This window comes from Prevotella ihumii (assembly GCF_900155655.1).
Classification (GTDB): Bacteria; Bacteroidota; Bacteroidia; order Bacteroidales; family Bacteroidaceae; genus Prevotella; species Prevotella ihumii.
The window spans coordinates 900914-916622 of record NZ_LT706987.1 but is presented as its reverse complement, the minus strand read 5'-3'; the positions used below and the strand labels follow the sequence as shown (position 1 = coordinate 916622).

Genomic DNA, 15709 nt, shown 5'->3' with positions numbered 1-15709 from the left:
TGATAAATAGAATTTAAGAGTTATTGTTTTGCTGCCCTTTGCTAAAAAAGAATAATTTAAATGGTTATAAACAATAAATGGAAAGATTTGTAGTTATTAGTTTACAATAAACTAACAATATGATGAAACGAAACAAAGTGATGGCTTCCCTTTTGGTTGGAGGAACATTGATGGGGGTAAGTGCGTGTAACACTACTAAGGAACAAACGAAGCAAAATACGTCTAAAGTTGTTCCTCCTGTAACCTTTGCGTTCAATAAAAAAGGTGAATGTTATGCTAAAAATAAGCAGAATATATCGGCTGAAGAGTTTGAACGCCTTACAAAAAGTGCAGGTTGGGAATGGCAATCATCGTGTATGATTGACAAAAATGGTAATGTTACCACTGCCGATTTCTATCAATCAATCGTAGGTATGAGCCCTATCAATTATTATTTTTCCGACGGCCAATGCCACTCATTCTTTTTCTCAAACGCAACGGGACAAAATGTTAAGTATGACTATGACTATAGGTTTGATCCCAAAACTGGCATTTTAGACATAAAAGGTCACGCTCGCCTTAATATTGTTAGAATGACAGAAGACGAGGTTGGTATTTTGGAAAGGATAAGTTGTGATGCAGACGGAAAACCCGAGTATGCTTACACGGTTTACAACAGGCTTGACGAACAAACATTAATGGGAGTTCTGATGCAAAGAAGATTGACTGTAAAAAAGTTGATACTGAAATAAGCTGTGCCTACACTTCTTGTTTCTTTAGCATATTGTCGAGCTTAAGAAACTGTTAAGTATATTTTTAAGTTGTTGATAGTAAGGGAGAAATATAATTTGGTTCTATCTTAGGTTTATTATAATGATAAACAGATAGAGACAAAGTTATGTTTATCCCCTATTGTATTTCGAATTTTAACCCACATCGGTCGTTAGACTTCTTCGAGATTTGCGAGCTTATGTTGAGCTATTTTTGGTTGTTTTTGAAGACGTTTAGCAAGCTAAACAACTGAAAAAACAAACGAAAGAGCCAAAATAAAGTGCAAAGACGAAGAAAAGCATAACATCTAAACGCTTTAAAAAGCCTTTGCGGGCTAACGACCGATTTGGGTTTAATTTAACCACCCATATCCTATGATGCTGTTTTTCATACCAATAATGCCTAAGTATTTTTGCTGTTTACCGCAAAAACATACTTTTGCACCATAGATTTCGGGATTACGCATTAAGCTAAATTGGTCTTTCAGTGTTTCATCTTGCAGTTTGATAGCGATAACTTGTTCAGGGTCAGTCTCTTCAGGTTCATCGGCTAAGAGTATTGCTGTATCGTATTCGAATGGTGGTTCCCATATAGCATTATCGATAGATTTAGAACACGAACCTACGATATAACCTGCTACCCAAACATACTTATCGCCAAAGTCTTGATTTTTAAACTGTTGGACGCTAATGGCAGTGTCGCTATAAAGTTCTACTTCCTCACTCTCTGTTTCTATATTATCACTTTCTGAGTTTGATGTTTCGTTTACAAGGTCTTTTTCACAGCCAAATAAGACTGTTAGGAACAAAAGAAATAAAAGGGAAATGAGATGTTTCATAAATACAAAAAGCGTCCACCGTATGGCAGACGCTTATTTACTATTAGGGTATTATTCTACTTTTTTACTTGCAGTTTTCTTTGATGATGCTACTGAAGTAGACTTCTTGGTTGTAGAAGTCTTCTTAGCAGATGCAGTTTTATTGGTCTTAGAAGTCTTAGCTGACTTACTTCGTAGTTTATCGCCTTCTTTCTCCAACTTTTCTACCTTTGCTTTCAGACGGCTAATTTCTTTGTCTTTCATTTCTATTTCTTCGCCCTGATTGCGTATTGTAGTAAGTAGTCCATTGAGCTCCTCATTATCTATTTCGTCTGGATATAAGGCATTTACACGATTAATGAAGTCGCCAAGTATATTCATATAATTGGTGAAAGCATCGAAAGGAGAGGCATAAATGCCACGATCCAATCCTACGTTGGTACGCTTTGTAGACATCATACGGAAGTTGTTGCTTGCTTGCAGATAATCCCAGTCTTGATTTATTCGTGGGTCATTGGCTATGCGGACTCTGTCAGCAACCTTATACAACTTGTCGAAAGCCTCACGTTGCATCGGGTTGCCTAACCACGTACTGATGTCGCGCTCTTCGTCCATCCAGCTCAAAGCGTATGGCACGTCTAATGAAGCCACACTCTTCATCTTCATACAGACTTCAGATGGAGTAGAGAAAGCTATACCTCGCTCTTTTGCACAAACAGGTAAAGCCTTGAAAAATTCTAATATATTGCTGCTTAATGGTTGTTCAATGCCCAATGCTGATAAGTTCATAAAGATGCCTATCATTTGTTCCTCATCGGGTAACGCTGCAATCTTGTCCATATATCTGTCGGCAAATAAAGGATATTCGTTCCATTCAGAATTGTTGAAACGCAACGATATGTCATCGCTCAATGCTACGTCACGAAGCAAAAGTTTAAGTTTTGGAGCTAATGCACAATGGTAAAGATAATGCGAACTCTTCCAACCTAATACGTGTTTTGCACCTTCGGTCAGCATACCTTTAAAGCCCATTTGATGCGCCATCAGCCCTATATCATCATTATATATAAGTGATGAGTTTCTAAGTACCTTAGGTGTTTGTCCAAAGTATTCTTTTATCTTTTCACTCTGTTTCTTTACGTCTTGTTTGAAATATTCCTCATTGCCCAAAGATGATAGGCCGTGCGAATAAGGCTCGGCAAGAAACTCTACACAACCTGTCTCTGCAAGCTCTTGAAGCTTTTCTATAACTTCGGGAGCATATTGTTCTAAGCTTTCAATGCCCACTCCTGATAGCGAAAAGGCCACCTTAAAGAACTTTCCGTTATCACGAATCATTTGCAATAAGGTTTCTAATGCAGGCATATAACTACGCTGAGCAATATCAGAGATGGTGCGTTCGTTTTCGTAGTCATCATAATAATAATGGTCTGTACCGATGTCAAAGAAACGATAACGGCGTAGATGAACTATCTGATGTATCTCAAAATATAAGCAAATTGTCTTCATTGTCTTCTGTTTAATAAATGTTAGTACTCCCTTAGTTTACCATCCTAAAGTGCGCAGATAAAGCTCTCTAATCCATTTTCCCACCTTTTCCCACGTTATTTGGTCTACCTCTCGTTTTCCTTCTATGGATAGATAATCGAACAAGCTGTCGTTGTTACAGATAGAATAAATTGCATCTGCCATAGCGTGTATGTCCCAATAATCCACCTTGATACAATTATCTAATATCTCTGCACATCCACTTTGTTTGGAGATTATAGTAGGCGTTCCACACTGCATAGCTTCCAAAGGAGAGATGCCAAATGGTTCGCTTACGGACGGCATCACATACACATCAGAAGATTTTAGACATTCGTACACCTCATTACCACGCATAAATCCGGGGAAATGAAAGCGGTCTGCAATGCCTCGTTCTGCCACCAAACTAATCATTTGTTCCATCATATCACCCGACCCAGCCATACAGAAGCGAATGTTGTGTGTGCGGTGTAGTACCATATTAGCTGCTTCAACAAAGTATTCAGGACCTTTCTGCATTGTCAATCGACCGAGGAATGTTACCACTTTCTCTTTATCTTTATGGCACGGACGTGGCATATCGGCTATTTCTTTCTTCAATGGATAAACCGCATTATGTACCGTAAATACCTTTGAGGGTGGCTGATGATACTGGTTAATAACCGTTTGTCGGGTGAGTTCCGATACACACATAATACAATCGGCTTTATCCATTCCGTCTTTTTCGATAGCATAAACAGTTGGATTTACCTTACCTCTCGACCTATCGAAGTCGGTTGCGTGAACGTGAATACACAAGGGCTTACCCGTGATTTGTTTAGCGTGAATACCTGCAGGAAAGGTTAGCCAATCGTGTGCGTGGATAATATCAAAATCTATTGCTCGAGCCACAACTCCTGCAATAATAGAGTAATTGTTTATTTCTTCGTGCAAATTAGAAGGATAACCGCCTGCAAAATCGAATGCACCCAAGTCGTTTACATTCATATAATTGAAGTCGGCATAGATGTGCTCTCGAAGTTTGTAATACAAGTCGGGAGACATTATCTTTCCAATCCTTTGCTCTACATAGTTGTAATCTACATCACGATACGCCACGGGTACACAGTTCATTGCCACAATATTGGCATACGTTCTGTCTTCATCACCAAAAGGATGGGGCAAACATAGCGTTGTCTCTATATCGCCTTGGGCATATAATCCTTCAGAGATACCAAAATTAGCAGTAGCCAGACCGCCAAAAACGTGTGGGGGATATTCCCAACCGAACATTAATACTTTCATATCTCCACCTCCTAATCTTTATATCTGTAACGCTCAAGCAACTCTAAGGTACGCAATACCTCAGCAACATTCATCGCAAAGGATATACCACCACGACCACGGAACGGTGGATTGCCATCAAAATATTCAGATATTGTTCCCAAACAATGGTAAAGCACCTCATCTTCATAACCCACCATCTGTCGTTCTATAAAGCTAAGTCGAGTGCGCTTGTATAGTTTCAGACACGCTTCTAAGTAGAAACCACCCAACCAAGGCCAAGCTGTGCCTTGATGGTATGCTGTTTCACGCTGCTCTTCTGTGCCATTACAAATAGGGTTATATCCACCGCTCTTTGGCGATAGCGTGCGCAATCCTTTAGGTGTAAGCAACTCACGTGTGCAAATATCTACAATTCCTTTTTTCTGTGCTTTATCTAATGGAGAGTAATCTAATGCAGCAGCCAAAATCATATTTGGACGAACACTCCAATCAATCATACTACCATCCACATAATCAAAAAGATAGCCGTAATCGTTCATAAAGGTTTCTATAAACGAATACTTACATTTTTCTGCTAATTCCTCGTATTCTTGTGCCTGTTCTGTCTGTTTTTGTTCTGCAAGAACTGAAGCCACAAATTTCAAGTCGTTATACCATAAAGCATTAAACTCAACAATATAGCCCGAACGAGGTGTAGATGGGCGATTATTCACCACACCATTCATCCACGTAATGGGCTTGTCCTTGCCTTCAGCATAGAGCAATCCATTGTTGTGAAGCACCAAATTAGGGTGTTTGCTTTGTGCTATATATTCTATAATATCATTCAAGAACTTGCCATAGCGTTTCAAACAAGCCGCTCTCCCCACTTCTTTGTCGTATTGTTGGATAGCCCAGATACACCATAAAAGCACATCAGGCTGTTCTATTTCTGTAATATCTACGCTCAAAGGCTTTCCCTCCATAAACTCACGAATACCCTTTTCGGCAGTTTTCATCACGAGTTCAAAGTTGTTTTGCTCTTCTATGCTGAGCGTCAATCCCGGTAATGCTATAAATTGGTCGCGCGCTCTACACTTAAACCAAGGGTATCCAGCAAGGATATAACGATCGTTTTCAGACGTGCGCTTGTGGAATTGGTGTGCAGCATTTACCAAACAATGGAAAAAGTTATCACGAGGATTTCGCTCCTCCACTTCTTTGTCAAACAATCGTTTCAATGATGAAGTTTTCACCATAGATGTGGAAGCAGAAAAAACGATGCTTTCTCCTTTCTTTATTGGCATCTCAAAATACCCTGGGACATACAAGTCTTCGTTCACGTTATATCCACGCTCCACCTCTTTTTGATATTCAAACCCACGATACCAATAGGGTTCGTAATGAAATTCATTCTTTTTTGAGAACTGCATATACAAGGTAGGGTAACCCTCATACATACACGTAGCAATGCCATTGCTTATCTCGTCGTAATGTTTGTTCACAGCAGCGTTTTCGTGCGTGAAGGCTCTTACACTACGAAAGGCTAAGAATGGGCGAAATTGAAGTGTTGTGGGCGAATGAGCATCAACCAAAGTGTAACGAATAAGGATGCTGTTTTCGTAATGCTGAAACACAACTTCCTTTTTCAATAGTGCGCCCCCTACCCTATACAACGTTGTGGGTACAATATCACAATTGAACTCTCTTATATATTTATGTCCATTAGGACTAAAGTTTTCGCCGTGATATTTGTGCAAACCAAGGTTGAATGAAGCTCCGTGCTGAATAACCGTAGGGTCTACCGAACTTAACAACACGTGGTTTTCGTTATCAAGTTCTGGCACAGGAACAACAAGCAATCCGTGATACTTTCGTGTATTACAATCTACTATGGACGAACAAGAGTAGGCACCCGAACGATTTGTACGCAACAATTCTCTCGGTAGTGTGTCTTGCAAGTTCGTCATTAGAGCCTTTTCAAATTTAAGATAGCCCATAATCTAAATTTTTAATTCGTTCACAATGGATTAGTTTCCAATAGTGCAGAAAGAGAATTTATACAATTCTAAAAACTCTTCATTCCTCCTCAAAGTTACAAAAAATAAATTAAGAACGTTGAATTGATACAATATTTTTCTACTTGTAATTTCATTTTAACATTCTATCATATATATATGATGCATTTATCCTTCGTATGTGAGAAATAGTACTAACCCTTAACAATCCTCTAACTGAGCAAGGTTCGCTGTATTGTTCTATTCTTCCTTTTGTGCATCTTTTATGATTAACAAATTGATGTTCTAAATTCAATAGGTCTATCTTAGGCATACAAAACATATATGTATTGCTTTGCCAAAGTTCAACTTTGACCACTTCAAACATATATGTTTTACCTCCTCAAAGTTGAACTTTGAGAAGTCTTAAATAAGTGTTTTGTAAATCAATGATTAATAGATAGTTATCAATACTTTACTTTTTCAGTTTTCTGTTCTTTTCGTCAGAATTATTCTGCTCTACCCTTTGTTCTTCTTTTGTTCTGTTTGCGAACTCTCAATTATCTATTTTATCTTTATCAATATATAAAAAAACCGCTACCCAACAGCGATAAACAGTTGGGTAGCGGTTCAGAATATGCTCTTTATCATTCGTATAACGAACTTATTATGCCTCTTATTCTATGCCGTGTTCGGTCAACGCCTTAGCATAACGATCTGCATTTTTCTGATGCTCTTCGTAGGTTTCGGCAAAGTTGTGTGTACCGCTGAAATCTTCCTTTGCACACATATACATATAATTATGGTGAACATAATTGAGTACAGCATCAATGGCAGCCACGCAAGGAATACGTATCGGACCGGGGGGAAGTCCTTTGTATTTGTAAGTGTTATAAGGACTGTCGTAGCTCAACCATTTATGATAGATGCGGTGTGCTTCAAACTTACCGATGGCAAACTTCACAGTTGGGTCGGCTTGCAATGGCATTTTTGCTTTCAAACGATTTATGTACATACCTGCTATTTTAGGCATTTCGGCTTCGTTATCGGTTTCCTCGTCCACAATACTTGCCAAAGTCATTACTTCTACCTTGGTAAATCCTGCCTTTTCAGCCTTTTCTGTACGCTCAAAAGTCCAAAAACGTTTGTTTTCCTTGTCCATCTTTTCCATAAAACGGGCTATTGTTGTGTCCCAATAGAAATCATACGTATTGGGTACAAACATTGCAATGATGGTTTCAGGTGTATAGCCATATTTCTTGCAAACTTCGTCAGAAGTAATGCTATCAAGAAATTCCGAACGGGTAAACATCATCTTTTTGCTCACATCTTTAGCCAAATCGCCCAATGTACGTACCGAACGAATGGTAAGCGAAACAGGGGCTTGGCGACCATTGGCTATATAACGGAATGTTTGTAGTGCGCCCATACTGCCCACAGCATAGCGTCCTTTCTCTATCTTATCTTTGTATGAGGTAACAGCTGCCAACTGTTTGAACACCCACATTCCGTGTTTGGTAGAAAGAGGGGCTAACTTTGCATATACAGAGTCGATGTTATCATTGTCGTCAATTGTGAGATACTCTCGCTCTCCACTCTTCGACATCGCCGAAAAGAAGAAGAAATAAATAAGAATAGCACCTACGAAACCGAAGATTCCTATAAATTTTAGTCCACGATGCTTGTTTTGCTTACGCTTTGATTTTGCCATTAGTTATGATTTTAGTTCACTGCAAAGGTACGCATTTTAGTAAAAAAGGCTTTGCGTATATAGGCAAAAAAGCATAAGTTTTTTTATTTTTAATATTCTATCAGCTTGTTTTAGGCAGATAGTTTGTACTTTTGTAGTGGTTTACAACTCGCTTTTGATGGGTGAGAAAGTAAGCGAATTTTTGAAATAAATAAAACAAAAAAGATAGTATGAAGGAGTTTGAGACCTACATTTTCGATTTAGACGGCACATTGTTAGAAACATTGAACGACTTGGCTGCAAGCACCAATTATGCCTTGCGTACCCATAATATGCCCGAACACACTGTGGAAGAGGTGCGTATGTTTGTGGGAAATGGAGTAAAAAAGTTGATGGAGCGTGCCATTCCTAATGGTCTCGACAATCCACAGTTTGAGGAGGTGTATGCAACGTTTCGCCAACACTATCTTGAACACAATCTTGATACAACCAAACCTTACGAAGGCATTATGGAAATGCTAACCGAGCTGAAACAAAGAGGCAAGAAATTGGCAATTGTAAGCAACAAATTTTATGCCGCTACACAAGATTTGGCTCGTCATTTCTTTCCCGAAACCATCACAGTGGCAATTGGTGAACGTGAAAACATTAAGAAAAAGCCCGCTCCCGACACGGTGATAGAAGCATTGAAGCAATTGGGTGCAAGCAAAGAAGGGGCTGTGTATATTGGCGATAGCGATGTAGATGTGGCAACGGCTCGAAACTGCGGTATTCCTTGCGTAAGTGTGCTTTGGGGATTTCGTGATAAGGAGTTTTTGATAGATCACGGTGCTACATACTTTGTCAGTAAGCCCGAAGAACTTCTACCTTAATATACACCAATGCGAGCGAAAGAGAATGTTTCCTTTCGCTCGCATTGGTGTAGGTTGTATATGCAACTTATTTTTCTGAAGCGTTGGTTTTTATTTCAGCTTAAACTCGTTTATATTCTTAAATCCATTAACGAATGATGTGCCGTCCATACGTTTTTTTCCTGAAAGTTGTATCTCTTTCAGCTCCAATTGGTAGTCGGCAGTATTCACATAGATGTGTTTTCCTTCTGCAACAAAAGTACCTGCGCTGCCAACGCTTTGTCGGTTGGTCTTTTCCGTTTTATATATTTTCAACGTGTTGTTGCGTCCCTTAGCTACACTTTCATCTAAGGGCAACATCTCTGACCACGCCCCAGGGTAAGGCGAAAGTCCACGTACAAAGTCGTAAACACACTTTGAAGGTTGATTCCAATTGATTTCGCACGTTTCTTTAAATATCTTTGGAGCAGCTTTGAGTGCTTTTGTTTCGTCTTGTGGTTCGGTTACGGCCTCACGGAAGATGGCAAATTGGGTAGGTGAACTATCTTTTTCCACATTATCTAATATAAGGTCTATTGTTTCCATAGCCAATTTTGCGCCCGCTTTCATCAGTCCGTCATACACATATTCTACATCTGCATCGTCGGGGATGTCAAACGTTTTATGTTTTATGATGCGTCCTGTGTCTATATCCCTATCAAGGAAGAAAGTGGTAACACCTGTTTGGGTTTCGCCATTGATAACCGCCCAATTGATGGGAGCTGCACCACGATATTGTGGAAGCAAGGCAGCGTGAACATTGAATGTGCCAAAGCGAGGCATATCCCATACCACTTCGGGCAACATACGGAAAGCCACCACTACTTGTAGGTCAGCATTGAATGTTTTAAGTTGGTCAATAAAGTCAGGGTCTTTCATTTTTACAGGTTGAAGAACGGGCAAACCCATTTTCTCTGCATAAACCTTTACTGCCGGTGGTTGTAAGGTGTCTTGGTGTCTACCCACGGGTTTGTCGGGTTGAGTTACCACTGCAACAACATTATATTCGTTTTCTACCAAAGCTTGCAACGACTCTACGGCAAACTCTGGTGTACCCATAAATACTATTCGTAAATCTTTCTTTTCCATTAATTCAAATTCTGTAAAAATCAAGTTCTTCTTTTTGCCAATAATCTATTGATACATAGACTATTCAGCACTAAAATCTGCAACCAATTGGCGATACATACTGTACAATCGAGTGCGTGAGATATAGCCGCAGAGTTGTCCATCGGTCTCCAAAACTGGCAATACCTGTGCGCCTGTTTCGTCAAATACCTTCATTACTCGTTCCATCGGATCGTCTACAACAAGTGTAGCCGCAGGGGGCGACATTAGTTGGTTGACGTGGAAACGGTGGTACAATTCGGTTCTGAAAATGATATGGCGCAACTTTGTAATATCTATCTCTCCTATCAAGTTTCCGCTATCGTTCACAACGGGAATATAGTTATTTCGGCTCGCACTTATGACGTGAATAAGTTTGCCCATTTCCATATTTAGGTCGACAGAGGTATATTCCTTATCGATAATGCTTTGCATATTCATCATTGTCATTACCGATTTGTCGGTATGATGGGTAATGAGCTGACCTTGTCGTGCTAAGCGTACGGCGTATATACTATGGTTTTCGAAGATATTAATGGTGAGATAAGAACAAACGGTTACGATAATCAACGGAATGAAAAGATTGTAACCTCCTGTGAGTTCGGCTATAAGAAATACACCCGTGAGTGGTGCGTGCATTACGGCAGCCATCACCGCAGCCATACCATAAAGGGTAAAGTTCTTTTCGGGAATATACTCGCCTATCTGCTGTACGTTCCAAAAACGAGCAAAGAAAAAGCCTGCAAAACCACCGATAAAGAGCGAAGGAGCGAATGTTCCGCCACAACCTCCTGCCCCATTGGTAGCACTCGTTGCAAAGACTTTAGTGAGCATAACAAGTCCTACATAGAGCAACAAAAATTTGGTTTGACCTGCAAACATAGAACCTCTTAACACCTGATTCCAATCGGCTTCAGAATTACCTTCGATGAATATACGCAAGCTGCTATAACCTTCACCGTACAAGGCTGGGAACACTAAAATAAGAGATGAGAGTACCAATCCGCCTGCCAACAACTTGAGATAAGGCCTGTTAGAAAGTTTGGCATATCCATCTTCACACCACGACATTACACGCATAAAATAGAGTGAGAGAAAGCCACAGGCAATGCCAAGAAGAATGGTTGGCGGTACTTTGTCTAAGCTCCAAAGCGAATCTATCTGAAAGTTATACATTGATTCTCCGCCTGTAAAGAAGTAAGAGAAACAAGTTGCGGTAACGGAAGAAATAAGAATAGGAAGTAATGATGCCATCGTTAAGTCGAGCATCAATACCTCTAAGGTGAACACCAAACCTGCAATTGGGGCTTTAAAGATGCCCGAAACAGCTGCGGTAGCGCCACAACCAACGAGCAACATCAAAGTGCGCTTGTCCATATGGAAAAGCCTTCCTAAGTTACTACCAATGGCAGAGCCTGTAAGCACAATAGGAGCTTCGGCTCCCACCGAACCTCCAAATCCAATAGTAATGGCTGAAGCAACGATAGAAGTCCACGTATTGTGGGCTTTCAGCTCGGAACGTTTGGTGGAAATAGCATAAAGCACACGGGTAATGCCGTGCGAAATGTGGTCGCGAACAACGTACTTTACAAACAAGCTGGTGAGCCATATACCCACTACGGGGTAAAGCAGATAGAGCCAGTTGATGGAGATAAGGCTAAAGCCTGACGTAATAAGCGATTCTATTTGATGAATGATGATGTGGAGTACGTAGGCAGCTACGGCAGCTAAAAATCCCACTAAAAAAGCAAGTACCAATACGAATTGGCGGTCGGAAATATTTTTCTGACGCCATCTGTCTATATTGGTAATAAACTTATATTCCTGCATAAATGATTTTAAAGTTACGACAAAGCGATTTGAATTACTCAAACTTTGCGTAGCGTATCAAAATGTTTTAATAATGATATTTAGAAACTTTGATTATTTACGAATGATATTTACCTCGCCCGACTCGCTAATCTTGATGATAGTAGAGGCCTCGTGGGGCTTGTGCTCTTGACGACGAGCAAAGCAAACATAATCTACTGCCGAGAGTATGTCTTCTGAAATGTCGCAATAGTTTTGTGCCGCAGGTTCGCCACTGATATTGGCAGAGGTGCTAACAATAGCCTTCTGAAAACGATAACATAGCTCTTGAGAGAATGGCTCTTTAGTTATTCTTATTCCAATAGACCCATCTTCGGCTATCAAGTTTGGCGCAAGATTTACAGCATTATCAAGGATTACGGTTGTAGGCTTCACCACTGCGTCAAGCAACTGCCACGCCACATCGGGTACATTGCGTACATAACGCTGCAAGCGAGCATCAGAATCGACCAAGCATATCAATGCTTTTGAGTCTTCACGCTTCTTTATTTTGTATATCTTTGCCACAGCTTCGGCATTAGTGGCATCACACCCTAATCCCCAAATAGTATCTGTCGGATAAAGTATTACTCCACCCTTTCGCATCACTTCTATTGCTGTTCTTATATCGTCTTCTTGCTTCATTGTCGTTTTGATTTATATGTTATTGTGATTACAATTACGCAAAGATATTGTAAAAAAAGGGAATACGCAAACGAAAGACCTAAAAAATAAGTCGAAACCATCGTGTATTTAGAAAACAAAAGTAAAACTAAGATAGGTAATTCATAAATTTCCTTATAAATAAGGATTGTGAAAAAGTTGAATAAAGATTAACTTTGCACCCGAAATTCAATCCTATAAAAAGTATGATTAGCGAATTATTATTGTTGCCACTCGTTGTAAGTGGTACTCCCGATGCTCCAGTTGACACAACTACGTTTAAGAATGTTGATTTACAAGAAGTAGTAATATCTGATTCAAAGCAAAATCAAAAAAATCTTACTCCGACATCTGTCTCAAGAGTCGATGTACGTTTGTTGAGAAGTCAACAGATTGTTAGTCCTAAAGACCTATCCGTAGTAATCCCCAACTTTTATATGCCCGATTACGGATCACGTGCCAATACCCCTGTATATATAAGAGGTATAGGTGTGAAAGCAAAAGGTTCGGCTGTGGGATATTATGTTGACGGTGTACCACACTTTGAGTCGTCTGCATTCGACTTCGACCTTAGCGAGATGGCAGCAGTAGATGTGTTCCGCGGACCTCAAGGTACGCTCTATGGACGTAATGCCATTGGCGGTATTGTGAACGTGTATAGCCACAATCCGCTTGATTATCAAAACACAAGAGTGAAAGTTGGGTATGGAAACTATAACGACTTTGTAGCAAAGGCATCCAACTATACAAAACTTTCTAATAGCTTCGGCTTCTCTGTTGGTGGCTCGTATCACCACAATGACGGTATGTTTAAGAACGCATTCCTCAATGACAAGGCTGATAAAATGGACGAAGGGGAAGCACGCATAGGATTGTATTGGAAACCTGCTGCACAATGGCTGCTCCGTCTTACTTCAACCTTTGCATATAGCGACCAAGGGGGGTATCCATACGCACCATACGATGTGACGACAGGAAAGGTGGCAGATGTGAACTATAATCGTTACAGTTCGTTCCGCAGACTTATTTCTTCAACAGGTTTCAATGCCCATTACGAAAATGATGCTTTGAGCTTTAACAGCCAAACATCTTATCAATTTATAAAAACAAATATGGGTATCGACCAAGATTTTACGGTGAACGACCTTTACTTTGTAAACAATAATTTCCATCAAAATATGTTATCGCAAGAGTTTACATTGAAATCGAATAACAATAGTCGTTATCAATGGATTGTAGGCGCATTCGGTTTATTGTTCGATTCCAACTCATTTGTCAAGGTAGCTATGCTTCCAAAGAAAGTGGAAATGCCTACCGACTTTAACGTACCTACCAAGTCGATAGCTCTTTATCATCAAAGTTCATACAACATCTGGAGAGGTCTTTCAGCAACAATTGGTGCACGTTTCGACTACGAACACGCTGAAACCAACTACAATCAAGATATGGTTAATTTGGTAAACAATGGCGTAAGACACGTATCAGACTTTAAAAGCAAGGCTAACTTCCGCCAGTTTACGCCTAAATTCACCATCCAATATCTCACTACAACCAATAATTTGTATTACGCAAGTGTAACACGCGGCTACAAACCAGGTGGTTTCAACAATAGTTTCAAGGAAGATTACGAACGTTCGTACAACCCTGAATACAGCTGGAATTATGAATTAGGAGCACGCACCACATTTTGTGACAACAAATTGTCGGCAGAATTAAATCTTTTCTTTATCGACTGGAGAGATATGCAAACCGCTTATACCGTACAAGGTTTGGGCAATGTCATTCTCAATGCAGGACGTGCGCACAGCAAGGGTTTAGAGTTTGCTTTGGGTTATCGTCCTGTAAAGGGCTTGAACCTCAACTTGGACTATGGTTATACCCATGCCCGATATTTGAAATACGTGAAGAGCGAAAAGGAAAACTATTCACATAAGTATCTTCCAATGGTACCTAACCACACACTTGCGCTTACAGGAAGCTATACAGTAATGCCAATGGGCTGGTTAGACAGATTAGTGTTCAGCGCAGGAATGACAGGAGTCGGTCGTATCTATTGGACAGACAATAATGCCGTAAGTCAAAACTTCTATGCAACACTGAATGCAAAGGTAAGTATGAGCAAAGGCATTTTCACTTGGGAAGTATGGGGTAAAAACCTCACAGCAACCGACTATGTAGCATACGGGTTTGTAACAGGAAAAGACTATTACGGACAAAAGGGTAAGCCATTGACATTCGGCACATCGTTAGAGATTAATCTCTAATGATGAACGAATTAAAGGATTAACTTCCAAAAATAAGATTCATTATTTCGTTGGGTTATTATAATGTATTTGCAACAAACGGCAGTGCATTATAATAACCCTTTTTTATACCCATTGCTGAATTTTTATTTTTTAGCCACTATATCCATTACTATCTTATTTGATAGATAGTGTATTTGCCGCTTATCTTTTTCTGTTTTTCCATTTTACTTCGGATGATTGTGAAATACAATGTCTTTCCCTAGAAAAAGTTGACTCGCAAAATCAACAATTATGTGGAAGTACAATTGTGAGAAACGTAACAAGTATTACGATGAAGTAATTCGTCTTTATACCCAAGAGGGTTTGGGGCGCACAAAAATTTCTCGAATCATTCCTGTTGGAGAGACAACAATTTCAAGATGGATTCGTAACTTTGCAAGTGAAAACCAAGTCAAAGTCATTATGAAACGTCGAACATTCATCCATTCTGGAACTCCTATTGCAGATGCCGAGAATACAGAGATCAAAGACTTGCAGGCAGAGATTGCACGTTTGAAGAAGGAACTGACTCACGAATCACTTCGTGCTGATNATATAAAAGAGAATCAAAGTTTTTGTATAATCCCTGAGAATGGTTTACCTTTGCAGCCATGCCCAGGGTTGACTTCCGGGCTACGCCCTCCAGTCAACCCTGGGCAGTTATAAGAATGACTCTGTCAACAAATATCAGTGATAAGGATCAATAGTCAACTATAATCAGTTTTAATGTTTAACTGAGTCAACTTTATCAAGACTTAAGACAAGCAAGTAGTCAACCAAAATCAGGAAACTACACAAGGGTCATAATTCTTGTATATGTGTTTGAAAAGAAACGTGATACACAAAAGTGGCATAAATTTGTGTGCAATTGTAAGCAAAAGTTTTGAGAG

General features: G+C 39.8%; 11 protein-coding genes. 3 read left to right on the top strand and 8 right to left on the bottom strand.

The window, feature by feature from the left end:
* Nucleotides 1–119 precede the first annotated feature (119 nt).
* On the top strand, nt 120–731 hold the full coding sequence (locus CZ367_RS04340) for a hypothetical protein (protein ID WP_084793480.1): 612 nt from the start codon (nt 120–122) through the stop codon (nt 729–731).
* A 371-nt stretch (nt 732–1102) separates the two neighbouring features.
* On the opposite strand, the gene CZ367_RS04335 is transcribed toward CZ367_RS04340, so the two are convergent.
* The 5 genes from CZ367_RS04335 to mltG form a co-directional block, all read right to left on the bottom strand.
* A complete protein-coding gene (locus CZ367_RS04335) occupies nt 1103–1588 on the bottom strand; it encodes a DUF6359 domain-containing protein (RefSeq protein ID WP_077195785.1) in 486 nt (161 codons plus the stop codon).
* Nucleotides 1589–1639: 51 nt separating this feature from the next.
* A complete protein-coding gene (locus CZ367_RS04330) occupies nt 1640–3076 on the bottom strand; it encodes a glycoside hydrolase family 57 protein (protein ID WP_077195784.1) in 1437 nt (478 codons plus the stop codon).
* A 36-nt stretch (nt 3077–3112) separates the two neighbouring features.
* A complete protein-coding gene (locus tag CZ367_RS04325; RefSeq protein ID WP_077195783.1) occupies nt 3113–4378 on the bottom strand; it encodes a glycosyltransferase family 4 protein in 1266 nt (421 codons plus the stop codon).
* An 11-nt stretch (nt 4379–4389) separates the two neighbouring features.
* On the bottom strand, nt 4390–6339 hold the full coding sequence (locus tag CZ367_RS04320; RefSeq protein ID WP_077195782.1) for a glycogen debranching enzyme N-terminal domain-containing protein: 1950 nt from the start codon (nt 6337–6339) through the stop codon (nt 4390–4392).
* Nucleotides 6340–7012: 673 nt separating this feature from the next.
* On the bottom strand, nt 7013–8047 hold the full coding sequence (gene mltG, locus CZ367_RS04315) for an endolytic transglycosylase MltG (protein WP_077195781.1): 1035 nt from the start codon (nt 8045–8047) through the stop codon (nt 7013–7015).
* A 209-nt stretch (nt 8048–8256) separates the two neighbouring features.
* On the opposite strand from mltG, the gene CZ367_RS04310 reads away from it, so the two are divergent.
* Nucleotides 8257–8898, top strand: coding sequence for an HAD family hydrolase (locus CZ367_RS04310; protein WP_077195780.1), 642 nt, complete (start codon nt 8257–8259; stop codon nt 8896–8898).
* 90 nt (nt 8899–8988) lie between these two features.
* Here CZ367_RS04310 and fmt read toward each other — a convergent pair whose 3' ends face one another.
* The 3 genes from fmt to CZ367_RS04295 all read right to left on the bottom strand — a co-directional run bounded on the left by fmt (nt 8989) and on the right by CZ367_RS04295 (nt 12516).
* Nucleotides 8989–10005: a methionyl-tRNA formyltransferase gene (gene fmt / locus CZ367_RS04305; protein WP_077195779.1), complete on the bottom strand. Its 1017-nt coding sequence runs from the start codon at nt 10003–10005 to the stop codon at nt 8989–8991.
* Nucleotides 10006–10065: 60 nt separating this feature from the next.
* Nucleotides 10066–11853, bottom strand: coding sequence for a chloride channel protein (locus tag CZ367_RS04300; RefSeq protein ID WP_077195778.1), 1788 nt, complete (start codon nt 11851–11853; stop codon nt 10066–10068).
* A 93-nt stretch (nt 11854–11946) separates the two neighbouring features.
* Nucleotides 11947–12516 carry an L-threonylcarbamoyladenylate synthase gene (locus CZ367_RS04295; RefSeq protein ID WP_077195777.1) on the bottom strand — a complete coding sequence of 190 codons (570 nt, stop codon included), beginning with the start codon at nt 12514–12516 and terminating at the stop codon, nt 11947–11949.
* Between the two features lie 224 nt (nt 12517–12740).
* Here CZ367_RS04295 and CZ367_RS04290 point away from each other — a divergent pair, with 224 nt between their 5' ends.
* Complete coding sequence (locus tag CZ367_RS04290) at nt 12741–14798, top strand: TonB-dependent receptor (RefSeq protein WP_077195776.1); 2058 nt, start codon at nt 12741–12743, stop codon at nt 14796–14798.
* Nucleotides 14799–15709 lie beyond the last annotated feature (911 nt).

Coding starts and splice junctions, on each gene's coding strand:
- CZ367_RS04340 (WP_084793480.1), top strand. CDS start 120: ATGATGAAACGAAACAAAGTGATGGCTTCCCTTTTGGTTGGAGGAACA.
- CZ367_RS04335 (WP_077195785.1), bottom strand. CDS start 1,588: ATGAAACATCTCATTTCCCTTTTATTTCTTTTGTTCCTAACAGTCTTA.
- CZ367_RS04330 (WP_077195784.1), bottom strand. CDS start 3,076: ATGAAGACAATTTGCTTATATTTTGAGATACATCAGATAGTTCATCTA.
- CZ367_RS04325 (WP_077195783.1), bottom strand. CDS start 4,378: ATGAAAGTATTAATGTTCGGTTGGGAATATCCCCCACACGTTTTTGGC.
- CZ367_RS04320 (WP_077195782.1), bottom strand. CDS start 6,339: ATGGGCTATCTTAAATTTGAAAAGGCTCTAATGACGAACTTGCAAGAC.
- mltG (WP_077195781.1), bottom strand. CDS start 8,047: ATGGCAAAATCAAAGCGTAAGCAAAACAAGCATCGTGGACTAAAATTT.
- CZ367_RS04310 (WP_077195780.1), top strand. CDS start 8,257: ATGAAGGAGTTTGAGACCTACATTTTCGATTTAGACGGCACATTGTTA.
- fmt (WP_077195779.1), bottom strand. CDS start 10,005: ATGGAAAAGAAAGATTTACGAATAGTATTTATGGGTACACCAGAGTTT.
- CZ367_RS04300 (WP_077195778.1), bottom strand. CDS start 11,853: ATGCAGGAATATAAGTTTATTACCAATATAGACAGATGGCGTCAGAAA.
- CZ367_RS04295 (WP_077195777.1), bottom strand. CDS start 12,516: ATGAAGCAAGAAGACGATATAAGAACAGCAATAGAAGTGATGCGAAAG.
- CZ367_RS04290 (WP_077195776.1), top strand. CDS start 12,741: ATGATTAGCGAATTATTATTGTTGCCACTCGTTGTAAGTGGTACTCCC.